The sequence below is a fragment of the Tessaracoccus lapidicaptus genome, from assembly GCF_001693815.1.
GTDB classification, from domain to species: domain Bacteria; phylum Actinomycetota; class Actinomycetes; order Propionibacteriales; family Propionibacteriaceae; genus Arachnia; species Arachnia lapidicapta.
Genome location: NZ_MBQD01000022.1, coordinates 207213 through 225717 on the forward strand (window position 1 = coordinate 207213; position 18505 = coordinate 225717).

The 18505-nt window shown below is 71.3% G+C and carries 16 protein-coding genes; 5 read left to right on the forward strand and 11 right to left on the reverse strand.

Features of this window, described 5'->3' with window-relative positions; all coding sequences use genetic code 11:
* Positions 1 to 225: 225 nt before the first annotated feature.
* From BCR15_RS09335 to BCR15_RS09355, 5 genes are all read right to left on the reverse strand, one after another.
* Complete coding sequence (locus BCR15_RS09335) at positions 226 to 678, reverse strand: cupin domain-containing protein (RefSeq protein ID WP_068751924.1); 453 nt, start codon at positions 676 to 678, stop codon at positions 226 to 228.
* A gap of 69 nt (positions 679 to 747) precedes the next feature.
* The gene (locus tag BCR15_RS15290; RefSeq protein WP_068751925.1) at positions 748 to 1617 is read right to left on the reverse strand and encodes a DUF4031 domain-containing protein; all 870 of its coding nucleotides are present in this window, start codon (positions 1615 to 1617) and stop codon (positions 748 to 750) included.
* A gap of 14 nt (positions 1618 to 1631) precedes the next feature.
* On the reverse strand, positions 1632 to 1871 hold the full coding sequence (locus BCR15_RS09345; RefSeq protein ID WP_068751926.1) for a MoaD/ThiS family protein: 240 nt from the start codon (positions 1869 to 1871) through the stop codon (positions 1632 to 1634).
* 39 nt (positions 1872 to 1910) lie between these two features.
* On the reverse strand, positions 1911 to 3035 hold the full coding sequence (moeB, locus tag BCR15_RS09350) for a molybdopterin-synthase adenylyltransferase MoeB (RefSeq protein ID WP_068751927.1): 1125 nt from the start codon (positions 3033 to 3035) through the stop codon (positions 1911 to 1913).
* A 32-nt stretch (positions 3036 to 3067) separates the two neighbouring features.
* Positions 3068 to 4093 carry a LacI family DNA-binding transcriptional regulator gene (locus tag BCR15_RS09355; protein WP_068751928.1) on the reverse strand — a complete coding sequence of 342 codons (1026 nt, stop codon included), beginning with the start codon at positions 4091 to 4093 and terminating at the stop codon, positions 3068 to 3070.
* A 172-nt stretch (positions 4094 to 4265) separates the two neighbouring features.
* Between BCR15_RS09355 and BCR15_RS09360 the strand changes: the two genes are divergently transcribed.
* The 4 genes from BCR15_RS09360 (at position 4266) to BCR15_RS09375 (ending at position 10606) form a co-directional block, all read left to right on the forward strand.
* Entirely contained in the window at positions 4266 to 5687 is a 1422-nt protein-coding gene (locus tag BCR15_RS09360) for a nitronate monooxygenase (protein WP_197971739.1), read from the forward strand.
* A 214-nt stretch (positions 5688 to 5901) separates the two neighbouring features.
* On the forward strand, positions 5902 to 8925 hold the full coding sequence (locus BCR15_RS09365; RefSeq protein WP_068751929.1) for a glycoside hydrolase family 2 TIM barrel-domain containing protein: 3024 nt from the start codon (positions 5902 to 5904) through the stop codon (positions 8923 to 8925).
* A 3-nt stretch (positions 8926 to 8928) separates the two neighbouring features.
* Positions 8929 to 9381, forward strand: a complete 453-nt coding sequence (locus tag BCR15_RS09370) for a NanQ anomerase/TabA/YiaL family protein (RefSeq protein ID WP_068751930.1) — start codon at positions 8929 to 8931, stop codon at positions 9379 to 9381.
* Positions 9382 to 9400: 19 nt separating this feature from the next.
* A complete protein-coding gene (locus tag BCR15_RS09375; protein WP_197971740.1) occupies positions 9401 to 10606 on the forward strand; it encodes an amino acid permease in 1206 nt (401 codons plus the stop codon).
* Positions 10607 to 10680: 74 nt separating this feature from the next.
* Here BCR15_RS09375 and BCR15_RS09380 read toward each other — a convergent pair whose 3' ends face one another.
* The 4 genes from BCR15_RS09380 to nadA all read right to left on the reverse strand — a co-directional run bounded on the left by BCR15_RS09380 (position 10681) and on the right by nadA (position 15141).
* Positions 10681 to 11490 carry a DUF559 domain-containing protein gene (locus tag BCR15_RS09380; RefSeq protein ID WP_068751931.1) on the reverse strand — a complete coding sequence of 270 codons (810 nt, stop codon included), beginning with the start codon at positions 11488 to 11490 and terminating at the stop codon, positions 10681 to 10683.
* A 137-nt stretch (positions 11491 to 11627) separates the two neighbouring features.
* Positions 11628 to 12494 carry a carboxylating nicotinate-nucleotide diphosphorylase gene (gene nadC, locus BCR15_RS09385; RefSeq protein ID WP_068751932.1) on the reverse strand — a complete coding sequence of 289 codons (867 nt, stop codon included), beginning with the start codon at positions 12492 to 12494 and terminating at the stop codon, positions 11628 to 11630.
* Entirely contained in the window at positions 12491 to 14113 is a 1623-nt protein-coding gene (gene nadB / locus BCR15_RS09390) for an L-aspartate oxidase (RefSeq protein WP_141680096.1), read from the reverse strand. The genes nadC and nadB overlap by 4 nt, the downstream gene beginning before the upstream one ends.
* On the reverse strand, positions 14110 to 15141 hold the full coding sequence (gene nadA, locus BCR15_RS09395; protein WP_078919970.1) for a quinolinate synthase NadA: 1032 nt from the start codon (positions 15139 to 15141) through the stop codon (positions 14110 to 14112). Before nadA ends, nadB begins: the two co-directional genes overlap by 4 nt.
* Positions 15142 to 15204: 63 nt before the next feature.
* Here nadA and BCR15_RS09400 point away from each other — a divergent pair, with 63 nt between their 5' ends.
* The gene (locus tag BCR15_RS09400) at positions 15205 to 15921 is read left to right on the forward strand and encodes an NUDIX hydrolase (RefSeq protein ID WP_068751933.1); all 717 of its coding nucleotides are present in this window, start codon (positions 15205 to 15207) and stop codon (positions 15919 to 15921) included.
* A gap of 27 nt (positions 15922 to 15948) precedes the next feature.
* On the opposite strand, the gene BCR15_RS09405 is transcribed toward BCR15_RS09400, so the two are convergent.
* On the reverse strand, positions 15949 to 17652 hold the full coding sequence (locus tag BCR15_RS09405) for an amylo-alpha-1,6-glucosidase (RefSeq protein WP_068751934.1): 1704 nt from the start codon (positions 17650 to 17652) through the stop codon (positions 15949 to 15951).
* Complete coding sequence (locus tag BCR15_RS09410) at positions 17652 to 18503, reverse strand: carbohydrate ABC transporter permease (protein WP_068751935.1); 852 nt, start codon at positions 18501 to 18503, stop codon at positions 17652 to 17654. Before BCR15_RS09410 ends, BCR15_RS09405 begins: the two co-directional genes overlap by 1 nt.
* Positions 18504 to 18505: the final 2 nt, after the last annotated feature.

The following is an 18505-nucleotide window of genomic DNA, read 5'->3' on the forward strand; positions in this document are numbered from 1 at the left end:
GCGCATCCAAGTCAATGTCTCCTCGCGCTCCACGAGGACGTCTTCCATCCCGCCGAGTTCACCGGGCGCTCAGGCTCGTTCTTCGCCTTCGAAGGCCTCGGCTCGATCTGCTGCGGAGCTCCGAGTGGACGACGGCACCGGCGACCTAGACCTCAGCGCCTCCGTCTTCAAGCGCGACGGCAGGGTCCAGGCGCTGTCCGTCCGGGGGGTCAGGTCAGCGGGGGACTAGGGCTGTTTCGTCCACGACGGCGGCTCGTCCTTGCCCGACTCCTCGGCCTTCTTCGAGTCCTCCGCCGTCTTGTGCACGGCCCCCTTGGCGTGGTGCGACGGCGCGTAGACGACGTAGAGCTGCATGGGCTCGTCGCCGGTGTTGACGATGTCGTGCCACGTGCCGGCCGGCACCTGGACCGACCAGCCGTCCTCGACGTCGACCTTGACGTTCAACTCGTCCTTGCTCGGGCCCATCAGCACGCGGCCCTTGCCCGCGTCGAGGCGGACGAACTGGTCCGTGTCCTCGTGGACCTCAAGGCCGATCGATTGCGCCACCGGAATCGACATCAGCGTGACCTGCAGGTACTTCCCGGTCCATGCGACGGTGCGGTAGTTGGGGTTCTCCTTGGTGGCGGTCTCCAGGTCGAAGACGTTGGGTTCGGGCCCGTTGTCGGTGATCTTCTTCATCAGTGCTCCCTCCGGTCGTGCTCTCCACACTAGCCGAGCGCGTGGGTCGGCGAGGCGGATCGGGCGCCGTCAGGGCGCCAGCCGGGCCAGCTCCGCGGACAGGTTGGCGCGCGCCCGCGACTCCCACCGTCGGCGCCCCTCGGCGGTGCGGAACAGGGGGTCCGTCGCCAGCAGCCCTCGCAGCACCTGCGAGCGCCCGGCCCGCCAGGCGTCGTCGTCGACATGGGCATAGTCCAGGCGGACGTCGCGCACGTAGACGTGGTAGCGGCCGGGGATCTGCCCGAGGATCGAGAGGTCGGCGTCGGACAGCAGCGACCCCTGGGCGTCGCTCGGGGAATGGGTGGCGGTCATCCGCACCAGCGCGGCGACGGCGGCGACGTCGTCGGCGGGCAGCATCGGGCTCAGCGCTCGGTCGGCCAGCTCGGCGGAGGCCTCCTCATCGCGGCCGGGGACACCGTCGTACACCGCGTCGTGGAACCAGGCGGCGAGCTCCACGACGGGGTCCGACCCGCCGAGCTCGCCCAGGGCCGCCAGGCACTGCGCCAGGTGGCGCACGTCGTGGTAATGCCGGTGCGGCTCGGACCAGCGGGTGAGGAGGTCGTCGCGCAGGGCTGAGGGGAGCCCGAGCCGGTCCCACGCCTGGACGGCCAGGGCCCGGGCGGCGGGCCGGGTGGGGGTCTTGTCCCGCGGGCGGACCCGGAGCCCCGAGGCGGCGAGCCGCCGGACCAGCTCCCGCTCCCCGACGGCTACCGCGCCCAGCGCGACGAGCTCCGCGTGCCGCGAAGCGGGGACGTCGTAGTGGTCGTGGTCGAAGGCGCGCGGCGGGATGCCGGCCGTGGCCGCGAAGTCGTGCAGCTCGTCGAGCGACGTGTCGGAGACGAGGTGCCCGAACAGGGTGCCGTGCGCCGGCCAGCGGGGCGGGTCGATCAGCACGGCCATCGTCAGATCCCGGATCAGCCGCCGGCGAAGGGCGGCAGGACGTCGAGGACGGCGTCGGCGGGCAGCGGTGTCGCGGGGTCGTCGACGTAGCGGCCGTCGTGGAGGACGGAGCTGACGTCGAGCACCCGCGCCAGCGAGTTCCCGTGCCGGGTGCGCAGGTCGTCGAGCAGGACGCCCAGCGTCTGGGCGCTCACCTGTTCCTCATCCGTGCCGGCGGCCTCGGCGGCCGCGGCGAAGTACCTCACCGTCGCCATGGGGTCCAGTCTCGCAGATCGGGTGGCGGATGCCGTCGGTCAGTACCGCGGGTAGGCGGGGTCGATGCGCTCGGCCCAGGCGAGCATGCCGCCGTCCATGAGCCGCACGTCCGGGTGGCCGAGCGCGAGCAGGTGCTCCGCCGCCCGGCGCGCGCGGGGGGCCACCTTGCAGTAGACGATGACCGGCCCGGCGGGAAGCGCCGCGAGGTCAGCCCACGCGAGCACGTCCCCGAGGGGCACGGCGAGCGACCCCGGCAGCGTGCCCAGCGCGTGTTCCGCGGGCTCGCGGACGTCGAGGAGGGTCGGGCGGGCGGGGTCGTCGAGGATCGCGGCGACGTCTTCGACACTCAGCACGGGATAGGTCACGGTCGGCTCCTTGACTGGGCGACGGCGGGCGGCGGAGGGTGCCGGGCGAAGCGGCACCTCGCGCGTGCGCTGGGTCAGGGCGTCGATGAGCAGGATCCGGCCCACGAGCGGCTCCCCGAACCCGCAGATCAGCTTGACGGCCTCGGCGGCCATGATGGATCCCACCTGCCCGACGAGCGCGCCCAGGACGCCGGCCTCGGCGCACGAGGGGACGTCCTCGGGGCGCGGCGGGACCGGGTAGAGGTCGCGCAGGGTGACCGCCTCCGCTCGGCCCGGGACGAACGACGACACCTGCGCGTCGAAGCGCAGCACCGCGGCCCACACCACCGGCAGGCCGAGCTCCGCACAGGCATCCGCGACGGCGTAGCGGGTGGGGAAGTTGTCGGCCCCGTCGAGCACGAGGTCGTGGCCGGCGAGAAGGTCGCGGGCGTTGTCGGGCGTGATCCGGGCGCGCCGGGTGACGACGGCGACGTCGGGGTTGAGACCACGGACGAAGTCCGCGGCGGAGTCGACCTTGGGCAGGCCCACGGCGTCGTCGCGGTGGACGATCTGCCGCTGGAGGTTGCTGGCGTCCACGACGTCGTCATCGATGACGGTGAGGTGCCCCACGCCCGCCGCCGCGAGGTAGGCGAGGATGGGGCTGCCCAGCCCGCCGGCCCCCACCACCGCGACCCGTGCCGCGAGCAGCCTGCGCTGCGCCGCGACGCCCATGCCGGGCACGAGGATGTGTCGCGAATAGCGGGTGAGCTGGGCCGGAGTGAGGTCGTCGCCGGGCTCCACGAGCGGGGGGAGGGTCACCCCCCCGAGCCTACCCGCGGCTGCCGGGTGCCTCAGACGCTGGCGCGCTCGATGAGTTCCATCTCGAGGACCACGGTCCTCGGCGGCTCGCCGTCGACCATGGCGAGCGCGAGCTCGGCCGCGATGCGGCCCTCGTCGCGCATCGGCTGCCGCACCGTCGTGAGCGGGGGCGTGGACGTCGCGGCGACGGCGTGGTCGTCGAAGCCGATCACGGAGACGTCCCGGGGGACCGACCGGCCGGCCAGTTCGAGGGCCGCGATCGCGCCGACGGCGATCCGGTCCGATCCCGCAAGCAGTCCGTCGATGTCGGGATGCGCCTCCAGCAACCGGCGCATCGCGTCGAACCCGGAGCTGGAGTCCCACCCCGTCGACACGCTGAGGTCGTCGTCGAAGATCCCGTCCAACGCCTGGCGGTAGCCGACGAGGCGGTCCGCGGCGGCGGGGTTGTCGAGCGGGCCGTTGATGACGGCCACGCGCCGCCGGCCGCGTTCGGCCATGCGGGCGCCCGCGAGCCGGGCGCCGCGGACGTCGTCGGCAAAGACGCTGGCGAAGATCCCTTCGTACGGCTGCCCCTCGAGCTGGCCGCACAGCACCACGGGAAGGGTTCCGCCCTTGAGCGCCTCCAGCATGTCCCCGCCGACGTAGGGGGAGATGTCGATGACGGCGTCCACGGTGTGGCGCTCGAAGTGCCGGAGGGCGCGCCGATGCTCGGCGTCCGAGGAGGCCTGCAACAGGATCGGCAGGGTGGGGGTCTCGGCCAGGCCCTCGGTGATGCCGCGGAGGATCGACGCGTAGGTCGGATCCTGGAACAGTTCGTCCAGCGGCTCGGTGACGAGGATCGCCACGGACTCAGCCCGGCCGACAGCGAGGGCCCGCCCCTGGGCGTTCATGACGAACCCCGTCTCGCGGACGGCGTCGCGGACGCGCCCCTTGGTCTCCTCCGTGACGAGGGGGGAGTCGTTGAGCGCCCGCGATGCCGTCGCCCGCGACACCCCTGCCACGCGCGCCACATCGCCGATCGTGACGCTGGGGCGGCCGGGGCGGGGGGCTCTGGGCACGGGACTCCTTGGGCTCGGGTGTCGCTCATCTTCTCACGCGGTCCGGAGCGGTCGGCCGGGCATCCCGCCAGAGGGATCGTTCAAGTCCGAAATGGCCCCCACCCGATTCTTACGGTCGCGTAAGTTACGGTACCGTAGGGATATCTTGTTCCGCGTTGTCGAGGAGAAGCCGGTGCCCATCACACATCCCCCTACCGTCATTCAGGGCGGCATGGGCGTCGCGGTGTCGTCGTGGCGTCTGGCCCGCGAGGTGTCGCAGTGCGGCGAACTCGGCGTCGTCTCGGGAACGGCCCTGGACGGCGTCCTCGCCCGCGTCCTGCAGGACGGGGATCCCGGCGGTCATCGTCGGCGGGCCCTGGCCCACTTCCCCTCCCAGGCGATGGTCCAGCGCGTGATGGATACCTACTTCCTCGAGGGCGGCCGCCCGCCCGGCAAGCCCTACCGTCCGCACCCCACGCTCACGATCTCGCCGCGACGCGCGGCGATCGAGCTGAGCGTGCTGGGCAACTTCACCGAGGTGTGGTTGGCCAAGGAAGGCCACGACGGCGTCGTGGGCATCAACATGCTGGAGAAGATCCAGACGGCCAACCTCTCGGCGATCCTCGGCGCGATGCTGGCCGACGTCGACTACGTCATCATGGGCGCCGGCGTCCCGCGCGAGATCCCCCGACTGCTGACCGAGTTCGCGTCCGCGCGCACCGGTCACCTGACGATCGACGTGGTCAACGCGACGACGACGCACCGGGCCGCCCTCAACCCGCGCACGGTCCTCGGCGACGACCTACTCCCGCTGCGGCGCCCCAACTTCCTCGCGATCGTCACCCTGCACGTGCTGGCCGACTACCTGAACCGCGACCCCGAGATCCGCCCCGACGGCTTCATCGTCGAGGGGCCCCGCGCCGGCGGGCACAGCTCGCCGCCGCGCGGGAAGGTGGAACTCGACGAGGCCGGCGACCCCATCTACGGGCCCCGTGACGACGCCGACCTGGCCAAGATCGCCCGGGTCGGGCTGCCGTTCTGGCTCGCCGGCGGCTATGCGACGCCGGAGAAGGTCGCCGAGGCGCGCGCTTCCGGCGCGGCAGGAGTGCAGATCGGGACGCTGTTCGCGCTCGCCGACGAGTCCGGGCTGACGCCCGAGCTCCGGAGCCAGCTCATGTCCGAACTGGAGGCTGATGAACTCTCGGTCCGCAACGACCCCCGCGCCTCCCCGACTGGATTCCCCTTCAAGGTGGCGCAGTTGGCCGACACGCTGTCTGAGGACGAGGTCTACGAGGAGCGGGAGCGCATCTGTGATCTCGGTTACCTGCGCGTCCCCGTCGAGCGGCCGGACAAGTCAATCACCTACCGGTGTCCCTCCGAGCCCATCGCGCCCTACCTGCGCAAGGGCGGCAGCATCGAGGAGACGGTCGGGCGCAAGTGCCTATGTAACGCGCTGATGGCCAACATCGGCCTCGGCCAGCTGCGCCCCAGCGGCTACCAGGAGCCGCCGGCCGTGACGCTCGGCCAGGACCTCGAGGGCGCCCGGGAGCTGTCGCGGCTGCACCCCGGTGGATGGACGGCCCGCCAGGCCGTCGACTGGCTCCTCCCCGCCTGAGTGACACTTTTCTCGCTGTGGGGCTTTCTGCGTGCATATGCACACGAAAAGCTCCACAGCGAGAAATGTGCGCATTGCTCGCTCGCACAGCGGGCGTGGCCTGAGCTGACTAAACCGGACCCCCGTTTGCAGGGAGCAATCGGGTGGGCTACCGTAAGAATGTAACCGGTTACATTGATCGGTCGTGAGACGCAGCAGCAAAGGAGACGCGTCCATGAGGGAGCCCCTCGACTGGGAGAACCAGGCGCTGACTGGCCGCCACCGGATGCCCGCACGGGCGTACTTCTTCGGCTACGCCACGCCCGAGCTGGCCGCCGGCCGCGACCGCACGGCCTCGCGCGGCTTCGTCGACCTCACCGGCGAGTGGCGCTTCCGCCTCTTCGACCACCCCACCCGCGTGCCGGCCTCCTTCGAGGCCACGGAGCAGGAGTGGGACACCGTCGTGGTCCCGCACCTCTGGCAGCTCGACGGTCACGGCAGCCTCCAGTACACCGACGAGGGATACCCCTTCCCGATCGAGCCCCCGCATGTCCCGGCCGACACCCCCACCGGCGCCTACCAGCGCACGGTCCGACTCTCCACGCCCGCGCCCGGCGAGCAGGTCGTCCTGCGGCTCGACGGCGTCGAGAGCTACGCCGAGATCTTCCTCAACGGCGCGTTCGTCGGCATGACGAAGGGGTCGCGACTGGCGGCGGAGTTCGACGTCACCGCGCACGTGGTCGACGGCGACAACCTGTTCGCCATCAAGGTCCTCCAGTTCTCCGACGCCACCTACATCGAGGACCAGGACATGTGGTGGGCCTCGGGCATCTTCCGCGCCCTCTACCTCGTCACCCGCCCCGCGGCGCGACTCACCGACTTCCACGTCCGCACGCACCGCGTGGGCGACGACGCCGAAGTGACGCTCACCGCCGCCGCCACCGGCGCCACCGAGCTGGCCTGGAGCATCACCGACGGCGGAGTCGTCGTCGCCGAGACCAGGCTGGCTCCCGGCGCGACGGCGACCGTCACCGTCCCTGCGGCCCGGTTCTGGAACCCCGAGGACCCGCACCTCTACGACATGCTGATCACCGTCGTCGGGCCGGACGGCGCGAGCGAGTACGTCCCGCACCGGCTCGGCCTGGCCGAGGTCACCGTCGAGGACGGCCGGCTCCTCCTCAACGGCGCCTACTTCATGATGCACGGCGTCAACCGCCACGACCACGACGACAGGCGCGGTCGCGCGGTCGGCCTGGACCGCGTCCGGCGCGACCTCGAGCTGATGAAGCGCCACAACATCAACGCGGTCCGGACCGCCCACTACCCCAACGACCCGCGCTTCTACGAGCTGTGCGACGAGATCGGGCTGATGGTGCTGGCCGAGACGGACCTGGAGTCGCACGGGTTCGCCAACGTCGGCGACCTCTCGCGGATCACCGACGACCCCGCCTGGGAGGCGGCGTATGTCGACCGGATCGAACGGCACGTGCTGGCGCAGCGCAACCATGCGTCGATCGTCATGTGGTCGCTCGGCAACGAGTCCGGCTACGGCTGCAACATCCGCGCCATGTACCGCCGGGCCAAGGAACTCGACCCCCACCGCCCCGTCCACTACGAGGAGGACCGTAACGCCGAGGTGGTCGACGTGATCTCGACGATGTACTCGCGCGTCTCGCAGATGAACGACTTCGGCGAGCACCCGCATCCGAAGCCGCGGATCATCTGCGAGTACGGCCACGCGATGGGCAACGGCCCGGGCGGGCTGAGCGAGTACCAGGCGGTGTTCGACCGGTGGGACTCCATCCAGGGGCACTTCGTGTGGGAGTGGGCGGACCACGGGCTGCTCGCGCGGACCGACGAGGGGCGCGAGTTCCACCGCTACGGCGGCGACTACGGTGATTACCCCAACAACGCCAACTTCTGCATCGACGGACTCGTCTTCCCCTGGCAGGCGCCCAGCCCTGGGCTCATCGAGTACGGGCAGGTCATCTGCCCGGTCCGAGTGACGTACGCCGGCGGCGTCGTGCGCGTGACCAACAGGCGGTGGTTCACGGACCTGAGCGACATCGAGCTGCGGGTCGACACCTGGGCCGACGGCGTCCTGACCAGGACCGATGTGCTGCAGGTCGGGGCTGTCGCCCCAGGGGAGACGGCTGAGTTTCCCTATGACCTTCCGGTGGTCGGCGCGTCGGAGGCGGCCGCGATCGCCACCGTCGTGACCAACCGCGCCGCCTCCTGGTGCGAGCCCGGCCACGAACTGGGTCGCTATCAGTTGGCTGTCCGCCCGTCGACCGACGCCGGCCCATTCCCGTTGGCTGAGCTTTGCCCTTCCCCGCTGGCTGAGGTGCTCGCCGCAGGCGAGCCTCGAAACCTAGGAAGCGCGACTCTCCACGCCTACCCGGACCAGCACCGCCTCCACGTCGACACCGCCACCGGCCGCCTCACCTTCGACACCCTCACCGCCGACCTCCTCTCCTGGACGGCAGACGGACGCGAGCTCGTCGCCTCCCCCCTCCGCGTCGGGTTCTGGAAGCCGCTCGTCGACAACCACCAGCAGGAGGCCGACGACCTCTGGTTCCCGCGACACCTCCAGCTCATGCAGACCTCCATCCGCGACGTCGCCTGGCGGGAGGACGGCGGCGACGCCGTCGTCACCTACCGCGCCCGGATCGCGCCACCGGTGTTCGACTTCGGCTGCCACGTCGACGTCGAATGGCGCATCGCGCCCGACGGCGCCGCCACGCTCCGCGCCGCCGGATCCCCCTACGGCGACTACCGCGACATCGTCCCGCGCATCGGCGTCACCCTCGAGGTCCCCGGCGACCTCCGCCGGGTGGCGTGGTTCGGGCGCGGGCCAGGGGAGAACTACCCCGACTCCGCGGCGGCGAACCCCATCGGGTTCTGGAGCAGCGACGTCGACGCCATGGTCACGCCCTACGTCGTGCCGCAGGACTACGGCAACCGCGGCGACGTCCGGTGGGTCGAGCTGACCGACGGCTCAGGGCAGGGGCTGCGGGTGTCGCGGCGCCCGGGGGAGCGGCCGTTCCACTTCTCCGCGTGGCCGTACACCTGCGAGGACATCGACGCCGCCCGTCACGTCACGGACCTCACCCCCCGCGACACCGTCACCGTCAATCTCAACGACCAGGTCCTCGGTCTCGGTTCCAACTCGTGGGGCTCCGAGGTCCTGGACAGCTACCGCACGCGATTCGAGTCGTTCTCGTTCGAGTTCACGCTCCAGCCGCTGAAGGGGAACTGAACCATGCGCATCTTCGACAGCCACTCCGCTCTGCGCGACCTCCTCGGCGCGGAGAAGAGGTGGTCGCGGACCCGCGAAGCACTCGCCGCCGCGCCGTCGCTCACCGAGGGCGTCACCTACTCCATCGGGGATTCCCTCACCTACCGCACCGGTAGCGCGGCTGATCTGGCCGCGCGCGAACTCACCGGGCGGCGTCGCTACCTCATGGTGGTGGCGTCGATGGCAGGCGAGGTCGCGGTGGAGGTGGCGCGTCAGGAGGACCTGGCCGCCGTCGCCCCCTACAGCGACCTCACCGACCGCCAGCCCTTCACCGGGCCGGCGGAGCGGGTCCTCATTCCCGACGGAGGCCTGCTGATCGTCGACATCGACGAGGCCGCCCGCATCCTCCCCACCCCCGACGCGCGGGCCGTGCTGCTGCACGTCACCGTCGAGGGCGCCAGCTTCCACAACAAGTAACACCAAGCAGCTGCCGCTCGTGCCGCCGATCAGCGACTCGGCGGTCCGGCGCGGCCAGCTTGACCAGGACCCCAGAGCGCAGCAGCGCACGCACCCCCACAACGACCGCGGCACCGCCGTCGCCGTGCTGTCGATCGTCATCTTCGCTCTCGCCACGTGGGTGTCGACGAAGGGCGCCAAGTGGATCGGCTCCGTCACCTCGATCGGTGCCACGCTGGTGCTGGTGCTCACCGCGACGTTCATCGTGCTGTCCCTGGCGTCCGTTTTCGGCGGCGTGGAGCCGGCCACGCCGATCACCGCCGGGGCGATGACGCCCGACCTCTCAACCTTCGCGCTGGCCTGGGGCTTCATGGGCACGCTGGCCTGGATTATCCAGGGCGTCGGCGGCGCAGAGTCGTCGGCGGTGTTCCTCAACGATCTCCGCGGCGGCGTCAAGGCGTTCGTCCGCACGATCGTCATCGCGGGCATCGTGATCGGCCTGCTCTACGCCACGGCGTCGCTGCTGATGAACGTGTTCGTCCCCGTCGGATCCCTCGACTACTCCAACGGCCTGTTCGTCGTCATGGGTGCCCTCGGTGAGCACTTCGGCCTGTCCGCGGTGCTCGTCAACCGCGTCGTCGGCGTCATTCTGCTCGCCGCGACCCTCGGCTCGCTCCTCATGTGGACCTCCACCCCGGTGAAGATCTTCTTCTCCGAGATCCCGCGGGGCATCTTCGGCGGCAAGCTCGTCGAGCTGAACTCCGAGGGCATCCCGTGGCGGGCGGCGTGGCTGCAGTTCGCGATCGTCGTGCCGATCCTGGTCATCCCCGCTCTCGGGTCCGGCAACATCAACGACCTCCTGGGCATCGTCATCAACATGACGGCCGCCACCGCGCTGCTGCCTCCGCTGCTGATCCTGCTGGCCTACTGGGTGCTGCGCCGCAGGTATGACGGCGTCGCGCGGGACTTCCGGATGGGTTCGCGGTCCCTCGGCCTGGGTGTCGCGACGTTCCTGCTGGTGGTCTTCGAATTTGTGTTCGTCGCGGGGACGATCCCGCTGAGCCAGGCGCTGTGGTTGACCCTCACCTACAACGTCGGTGGTGTCGTGGTGTTCCTGGGCCTCGCGGTCCTGTGGTACGAGCGCTACATCCGTCGCCTCAAGGCGTCCGACCCGGCTGCCGCGGAAGCTGAGCTCGCGCCGTCGGCCGAGCAGATGGCCCGCGCCGAGGTAGGTGTCGCGGCCTGACCGGCACTTTTCTCGCTGTGGGGCTTCCTGCGTGCAAATGCACAGAAGAAGCTCCACAGCGAGAAACTTGCAGGTCATCGGGCTCGTCTGATGTGTCGGCGAGCCCGAATCTCGCGAATCAGGCTTTGTTGGGTCGCGGGCCAGTGCAGCCAGATCTGCTGGTAGCTGAGGCGTAGCGTCGTGTACCCACGGTCTCGGGCGGCAAGGTCGCGGCGCCGATCGTTCTCGTAGTTTGTCTCCCCATGGTGCGCATGGCTGTCGCATTCAACGATCAGTCGGTCGCCCACCAACAGGTCGACCCATCCGACGCCGTCGATGTGGTGTTGAGCGGTGACGGGGACATGCCTGCTGGCGAAGAACAGCCGCACCCTCGTCTCGCTGCCCGATTGAGCCGGCGCGAGCCGTTCCTGCAAGCGGGCGTGCCGCACTGGGAGGGCCGCCAGTGCCTGGCGTGCGTCGTCGACCGTCAGCAACCTCAGATTGATGGCCGATTCTGCAACGATCACCGCGCTCTCTGGCTCGTGTCGTCGCGCGACGTGTCTCACGCAGTCCCAGACGGGCCACACCGCGCCCCGGGGCTGAGGCGCCGAATCAGGATGGAGCACGAGCCCGGGACCGCGTCGTGCGGTCGCACCTGCGCCGAAGACGACGTGGGTTCCGGACTGAGGGGGCACCCACAACCCATGCAGCGCGCAGCCGCTCAAGCACCCCAGCCGGCCGCCGGCCTTGATGGCGCTGACGACAGCCGGATCGGCCTCGGCGCTCGCGTACCAGCCGGAGGTGACGCGCTTGAGCGAGCCGTCCCGCACGAGTCGGTCGACGCGATGGCGGGTGAGACCCTCCTCGCGGAGCTGGGCAGACGAGTAGATGCCGGCTGGGAACACACCCCCGTGGTAGTGACACGGCGCCCCGATCTCCCACGGATCTGCTCATCTGTGGATGATGCGCCCGCACTTTTCTCGCTATGGAGCCCTTTGCGTGCATATGCACGCAAGAATCTCCACAGCGAGAAATGTGCCGTTCAGCGGAGGTCGAGCCCGAGGTCCAGGACCGGGGCCGAGTGGGTCAGCGCCCCGACGGCCATGTAGTCGACGCCCGCCGCCGCTACCTCGGCGGCCCGGTCCAGGGTCAGGCCCCCGCTCGCCTCCGTCCGCACCCCGGCCGCCCGGCACACCGCGACCGCCTCGCGGGTCTCGGCCAGGGTCATGTTGTCCAGCAGCACCAGTTCGGCTCCCGCGGCGACCGCTTCGCGGACCTGCTCGACGGTGTCGCACTCCACCTCGATCGCGATCCCCGGCACGTGCTCTTGCACCGCACGGAAGGCCGCCGCGACCGACCCCGCCGCCGCGACATGGTTGTCCTTGATCAGCGCCGCGTCGCCGAGCGCCATGCGATGGTTCACCCCGCCGCCGCAGACGACGGCGTACTTCTGCAGCGCGCGCATCCCCGGCACGGTCTTGCGCGTATCGCGGATCCGCGCGTCCGTCCCCACCACCTCGGACACCCAGGCGGCCGTCTCCGTCGCCACCCCGGACAGCTGCCCGAGGAAGTTCAGCAGCGTCCGTTCCGCCGTCAGGAGGCAGCGCACCGGCCCGGTGATTCGCAGCACGACGTCCCCCGCCGCGACACGCGAACCATCGTCCAGCACCTCCTCGGCCGACGCCTCGACGCCCAGCCGCGACGCCACAGCCCGCAGCACCTCGACCGCAACCGGCACGCCCGCGACGACACCAGCCTCCCGCGCCACCACCTCGGCGACACCGACGGCGTCCGCCGGCACGGTCGCCTCGGTCGTGACGTCCGGCCCGAGCCGGAGGTCCTCGTCGACGGCGACCTCGATGGTTCGCCGCACCTCGGCGGGGTCGACGGCGTTCCAGGGGGTGGTCATGCTGCGGTCCTTTCGGTGATGGCGAGGGGCGCGGAGGTCAGCTCGAGCGCACCCTCCGTGAGGCGGACGGTGATTCGTCGCTCCCAGGTGTTCGAGGTGTCGGGGAAGTCGGAGCGCCGGTGCGCCCCGCGCGACTCCGTCCGTTCCGCCGCGGCCGCCGCGACGATGGTGGCGACGGCGTGCAGGTTCGTGGCGGTCAGCGACGCGTGGTCGACCCGCCCGGCGCCCAGCGGCACCGCGGCCAACGCCGCGCCCAACGCGGCCAAGCCGGGTCCCGTCCGCGACACGAACGCCTCCCGCTGCATCCATGCGCGGATCGCGGGTACGGCGGTCGGTTCGACGACCCCGGCTGCCGCCCGCGACACCGGGACACCAACCCGGCCGACGGGGCCCGAGGCCAGCAGCGCGCCCACCCGGTCGCCCGCGACCAGCGCCTCGGTCAGCGAGTTCGACGCCAACCGGTTCGCCCCGTGCACCCCCGTCGCCGCGACCTCGCCGACGGCGTACAGCCCCGGCACCGACGTCCGCCCGTGCAGGTCCGCCGCGACACCTCCGCACGCGTAGTGCGCCGCCGGGTGCACCGGGATGCGCTCGGTTACCGGGTCGACGCCGCGGCCCCGGCAGAGCGCCAGGATGCCGGGGAAGTGTCCTTCCCACGTCGACCGCCCGAAGAACGTCGCGTCCAGCCACACGTGCGGCGCGCCGGTCCGGTCGAGGTGGGCCATGATCGCGGCCGACACCACGTCGCGCGGCGCCAGTTCGAGCAGCGGGTGAACACCCGCCATGATCCGGTGGCCCGCGTCGTCGACCAGCCACGCCCCCTCGCCGCGCACCGCCTCGGACACCAGAACCCCCCGCGACCCCGCGGCGGCGTCGGCCAGCACGGTGGGGTGGAACTGCATGAACTCGAGGTCGCGCACCTCGGCGCCGGCCCGCAGCGCCGCGGCCACGCCGTCGCCGGTCGCGCCCAGCGGGTTGCTCGTGACGGGCCACAACTGACCGATCCCGCCGGTGGCGAGCACGACGGCGCCAGCGAGCAGCTCGCCCACCTGGCCGTCGGCGTCGAGCAGCCGCACCCCGCAGGCCCGCCCCTCGGCATCCGTGAGCACGTCGACGAGCCGCGTCCGGGTCATCACCGGCGTCCGCGACCCCGCGAGAGCCGACGACAGCGCCGCCCACAGCGCCCGCTCGATCTCTGCCCCGGTCGCGTCGCCGTCGGCGTGGATGATGCGGCGCGCCGAATGCCCGCCCTCGAGATGCAGGTCCAGCCCACCCCCAGAGGCCCGGTCGAACCGCGCCCCCAGCCCGATCAGCCGCCGGATCGCGCCCGGGGCGCTCGCCACCAGATCCGACACGACCCCCGCGTCGCACAATCCCGCCCCGGCAGTCAGCGTGTCAGCCAGGTGCGAGGCGAGCGTGTCGCCGTCGTCCCACACCGCCGCGAGCCCGCCCTGCGCCCACGCGGTGGCCGAGTCCGTGACCTCGCCGCGGGTGACGGCCACGCAGTCGACGCCGGCGGCGGCCAGGTGAAGAAGCGCGGACAGGCCCGCCGCGCCCGTGCCCACCACCACGACGTCGGTCCGCCCCGTCCACGCGGGGGCAGCCGCGGGCAGCATCATTCCCCCGACCCGGGGTTGCCGATCGCCACCATCCGCTCGACGGCCTGCCGCGCCCGCGCGGCCACATCCGCCGGCACGTCCACCTCGTAGCCCCTGGTCAACGAAGGGTCGCCGAGGCACGCCTCCAGCTTCTCCGGCGTCGTCATCTTCATGAACGGGCACGCGGCCTTGGGGTTGACCGGCTGGAAGTCGGTGGTTGGGTTGGCCTTGCGCAGCTGGTGCAGCATGCCGATCTCGGTGGCCACCAGCACCTGCCGCGATGTCTCCCGCCGCGCGTGGTCCAGCATCCCGCCGGTGGACAGCACGTGGGTGCGGGCGGCGGGCAGCTCACCAGACTCGGCCAGCCACAGCGCGCTGGTGGTGCAGCCGCACTCGGGGTGCACGTACAGGTCGGCGGCGGGGTTGGCGCGCACGGACTCGACGAGGTCCGAGGGTGAGATGTCGGCGTGCACGTGGCACTCGCCGAGCCAGACGTGGATGTTCGTGCGCCCGGTGGCGCGGCGCACGTGCGCGCCGAGGAACTGGTCCGGGAGGAAGAGGATCTCGCGGTCCTCCGGGATGGAGCGGACCACGTCGACGGCGTTGGAGCTGGTGCAACACACGTCGGTTTCCGCCTTCACCTCGGCCGTCGTGTTGACGTAGGAGACGACGACGGCGCCGGGGTGCTCGGCCTTCCATGCCCGCAGCTGGTCAGCGTTGATGGTGTCGGCGAGCGAACAGCCGGCGGCCTGATCCGGGATGAGGACGCGCTTGGCGGGGGAGAGGAGCTTGGCGGTCTCGGCCATGAAGTGGACGCCGGCGAAGACGATGGTCTCGGCGTCGGACGTCGCGGCGATGCGGGAGAGGGCCAGCGAGTCGCCCACGTGGTGCGCGACGTCCTGGATGATCGGCGCCTGGTAGTTGTGGGCGAGGATGACGGCGTTGCGCGCGGCCGCCAGCGCGTGCACGCGGGTCTGCCACGCGGCCACCTCGTCGGCGGTCCACTCCCAGGCCTCGAGGCCCGCGGCGGGCTCCTGGAGGAGAGTCATCTCCTGCTCCTTTCCAGTTTTCGACTGTAAGGCGAAAACTGAGGGAACTGTAGCATGCCGTCCATGGCTCCCCACACCCCGCGCGACTCCGTGGGCGTCGCGCTGTACCGGCATGAGGCCATCGGAGCCGTCCTCCAGGTGCGCGGGGTCGACGACGGCGCGCCGCGGCTGTCCGTGCTTCTGGCCCGGCGCGACCACGAGCCCTACGCCGGCCGGTACGCGCTGCCCAGCGGCCCCGTCGAGCCGGAGGAGACGCTGGAGGCTGCGGTGCTCCGGCATCTCGCGCAGAAGGTGGATGTCGCGGGACTGACCCACCTGGAGCAGTTGGGCACGCGCTCGGACCCCGGTCGCGACCCCGCGCAGCGCACCATCGGCACCAGCTACCTCGGCCTCGTACCGACGGTGGCGGAGCCGCACCTGCCGGAGCGCGCGTCGTGGGTGGCAGTGGACGACCTTCCTGAGCTGGCGTTCGACCACGCCACCGTCGTGGCGCAGGCCGTGACCCGGCTCCGGGCGAAGCTCAGCTACACCAACATCGGGTTCGCGCTGATGCCGGCGGAGTTCACGATCGCGGAGCTGCGGGAGGTGTATGTCGCGGCGTTGGGCCACGACGTGGCGCCGACGAACCTCGAGCGCGTCCTGACGAGGCGCGGCCAGTTGGTCCCGACGGGGGAGATGTCGGCCCCGGGCACGAGGGGCGGCCGCCCGGCCCGGGTCTTCCGCTTCCGCGACCACGCGCTGGTGATCACCGACCCCTTCGCCGTCCTGCGCCCCGAGTAGGACCTCTGCGGGCGGACGGCCACATGTTCAGCCGGAGCGGGACCGGCTGACGGCGAGGTCGACGGCGAGGGCGGCCGACCAGCCGAACACCGTCGTCGCTCGGGGCGGTTTCTCGCCGGAGACTGGGTTGAAGTACTCGTTCGGGCCGTGAGCGTCCACCAGCGCCAGGGTGTCGCGCTCGAGGCGGTCGGCGGCGTCGAGGAGGCGGTCGGCTCGTGAGGGGTCGACGGCGGCCTGGCGACGGAGGCCCTCTGCGACAAGCCAGTTCGTGTTGACCCACACGGGCCCACGCCACATGCGCTCGGTGGAGTAGTCGGGGTCCGAGGCTGCCACCGTGGGCAGCGCGTGGGGGGTGGCGAAGCGGGCGGGGTCGTCGATCGCGGCCAGGACGCCGTCGACGAGGTGGACCGGCAGGCCGTCGGCCAGGAGCGGCATTAGGGAGCCGATGGTCTCGGCCGGGATCGGCTGGCCGTCCTCGCCGAGGGCGGGGAAGAACCCGCGGGCCTGACCCCAGGTGGCGACGAGGGAGTCGACGGTGGCGTCTGCCCGCCCCCGGCAGGCGGCGGCCTCGTCGTGGCGGCCGCGCTCCGCGAGCCAGCCGGCCAGCAGCCCGTCGGACAGGACGAGGTACGCGGCCAGGTCCGGCGAGGCGATGATGGCGTCGTCGTCGAAGATCGGGGAGTCGTCGAGGCCCGACGAGTAGGGGTGCAGGTAGACCGGGCGGCCGCCGCGTGTGGAGTGGGTGTACCACCACTCCTGCGCGCGCAGCACGGCGGGGAGGAACTCGTCGACGACGCCCTCGCCGATGACCTCCGCAAGTTTCGCCACGGCCAGAGCGGTCAGAGGCGGCTTGGTGAGCGGAACGCGGGAGTGGGCCAGCGACGGCGAGGCCATGGCGCGCAGGTTCTCCAGGTCGGCGGGTGGGAGGTCGTCGCTGGAGGCGAGGACGCCCTGCTCGTGCACGACGTCGGGGAGCTGGCCATCGGAGCCCTGGTGCGCGACGGCGATGCGCAGCTGCTCGAGGGCGAGGTCGGGGTCGCCGTGGCGCAGCCCGATCGCGATGAAATACGCGTCCCACTGCCACAGCCCCACGTAACCGATCTTCGACGGCACGACGGCGCGGTTGAGGCCGTCGAGGGCGTCGAGGCGCAGCGTGTTGACGCCGAGGACCCACCAGCAGAAGCGGGTGAGGTCGCGATAGGCGGGGCTGACGGCGGGGCAGCGGTCCAGCCACTCGGCGAGCTGCTGGTCGTGGGGGGCTAGGAGATGGTGCTCGGGTGAGGTGCGGATCGTTCCGTCTCTCAGGCTTCGAGACGCGTGGATCGACTCCGTCGCTCCACGCTCCTCAACCAGCGGGAAAGGGGAGCCCTCAGCGGCGAAGCCGCCAAGGGCGTCTCGAAGCCTAGGAGACGCGACGTCGTCCGCGGAGACCGACCACGACTCCGGCAGGCCCCCGATCAGGACCTCCCCGCCGTCGACGACCAGCCGCACCCCGCCGTCGAACTCGATGCCCGCAGGGCTCGCGCGCACGATCGGCACCTCGCGGCCGGCGTCGTCGAGGATCTGCAGCCCGGAGACCACGACGCTGTCGGCCAGCGGCCGCTCGTAGGCCGCCTCGTACACCGTGAGCCCCACCGCCCCGCGCCGCACGAACAGACGCGAGTACCGCGCGGTGTAGGGGACCCCCTCGAGGTCGAAGCGGTGGGCGAGGTCCCGGCCGAGGTCGGCCATCAGCGACCGCCCAGCCCCGACGTGGCCAGCGACTCGATGATCTGCCGCTGCCCGATCACGAACGCGATGAGCATCGGCACCGTCGACAGCGCGGTGGCGGCCATCACGATGCCGTAGTTCATGCCGCCGAACTGCCCCTGGAACTGGCTGAGCAGCAGCGGCACGGTGAACAGGTCGGTGGAGTTCAGCAGCACCAGCGGGAGCAGGAAGTTGTTCCACGCGTCCAGCGCGACGATGATGCCCAGCGCGCCCAGCCCCGGCCGGATGGCCGGCAGGATGATGGTCCAGTAGATCCGCCAGCGGGAGGCGCCGTCGATCATCGCGGCCTCCTCCAGTTCGACGGGCACCGACGCGATGAACTGCCGTGCCAGGAACACGCCGAACGGGTTGACCATGATCGCCGGGATGATGAGCGCGAGGTGGGAGTCGACCCAGCCGATCTTCGCCATGAGGAAGTAGAACGGCACGAGCGTGACCTGCTTGGGCACCATCTGCATCGCGAGGAACACCCAGAACAGCACCGTCGAGCCCTTGAACGGGATGCGGGCGAACCCGTAGGCGGCCATCGACGTGGTGAGCAGCGTGCCGGCCACCACGAGCACCGTGATGTAGATCGAGTTGGCGTAGGCGCGGCCGAAGGGCAGCGCGTTCCAGGCGTCGGCCCAGTTCGTGAACACCCACGGCTGGGGCAGGATCGACAGCGGATCGGTGAGCAGCTGCGGCAGCCCCTTGAACGAGGTGAGCAGCATCCACAGGAACGGCGCCACCATGAGCAGCGCGGCCGCGAGCACCAGGGGGTGCTTGAGCCAGGAGCCCCGCGACCGGGGCCGGGGGGTGGTGAGGACGGTCATGG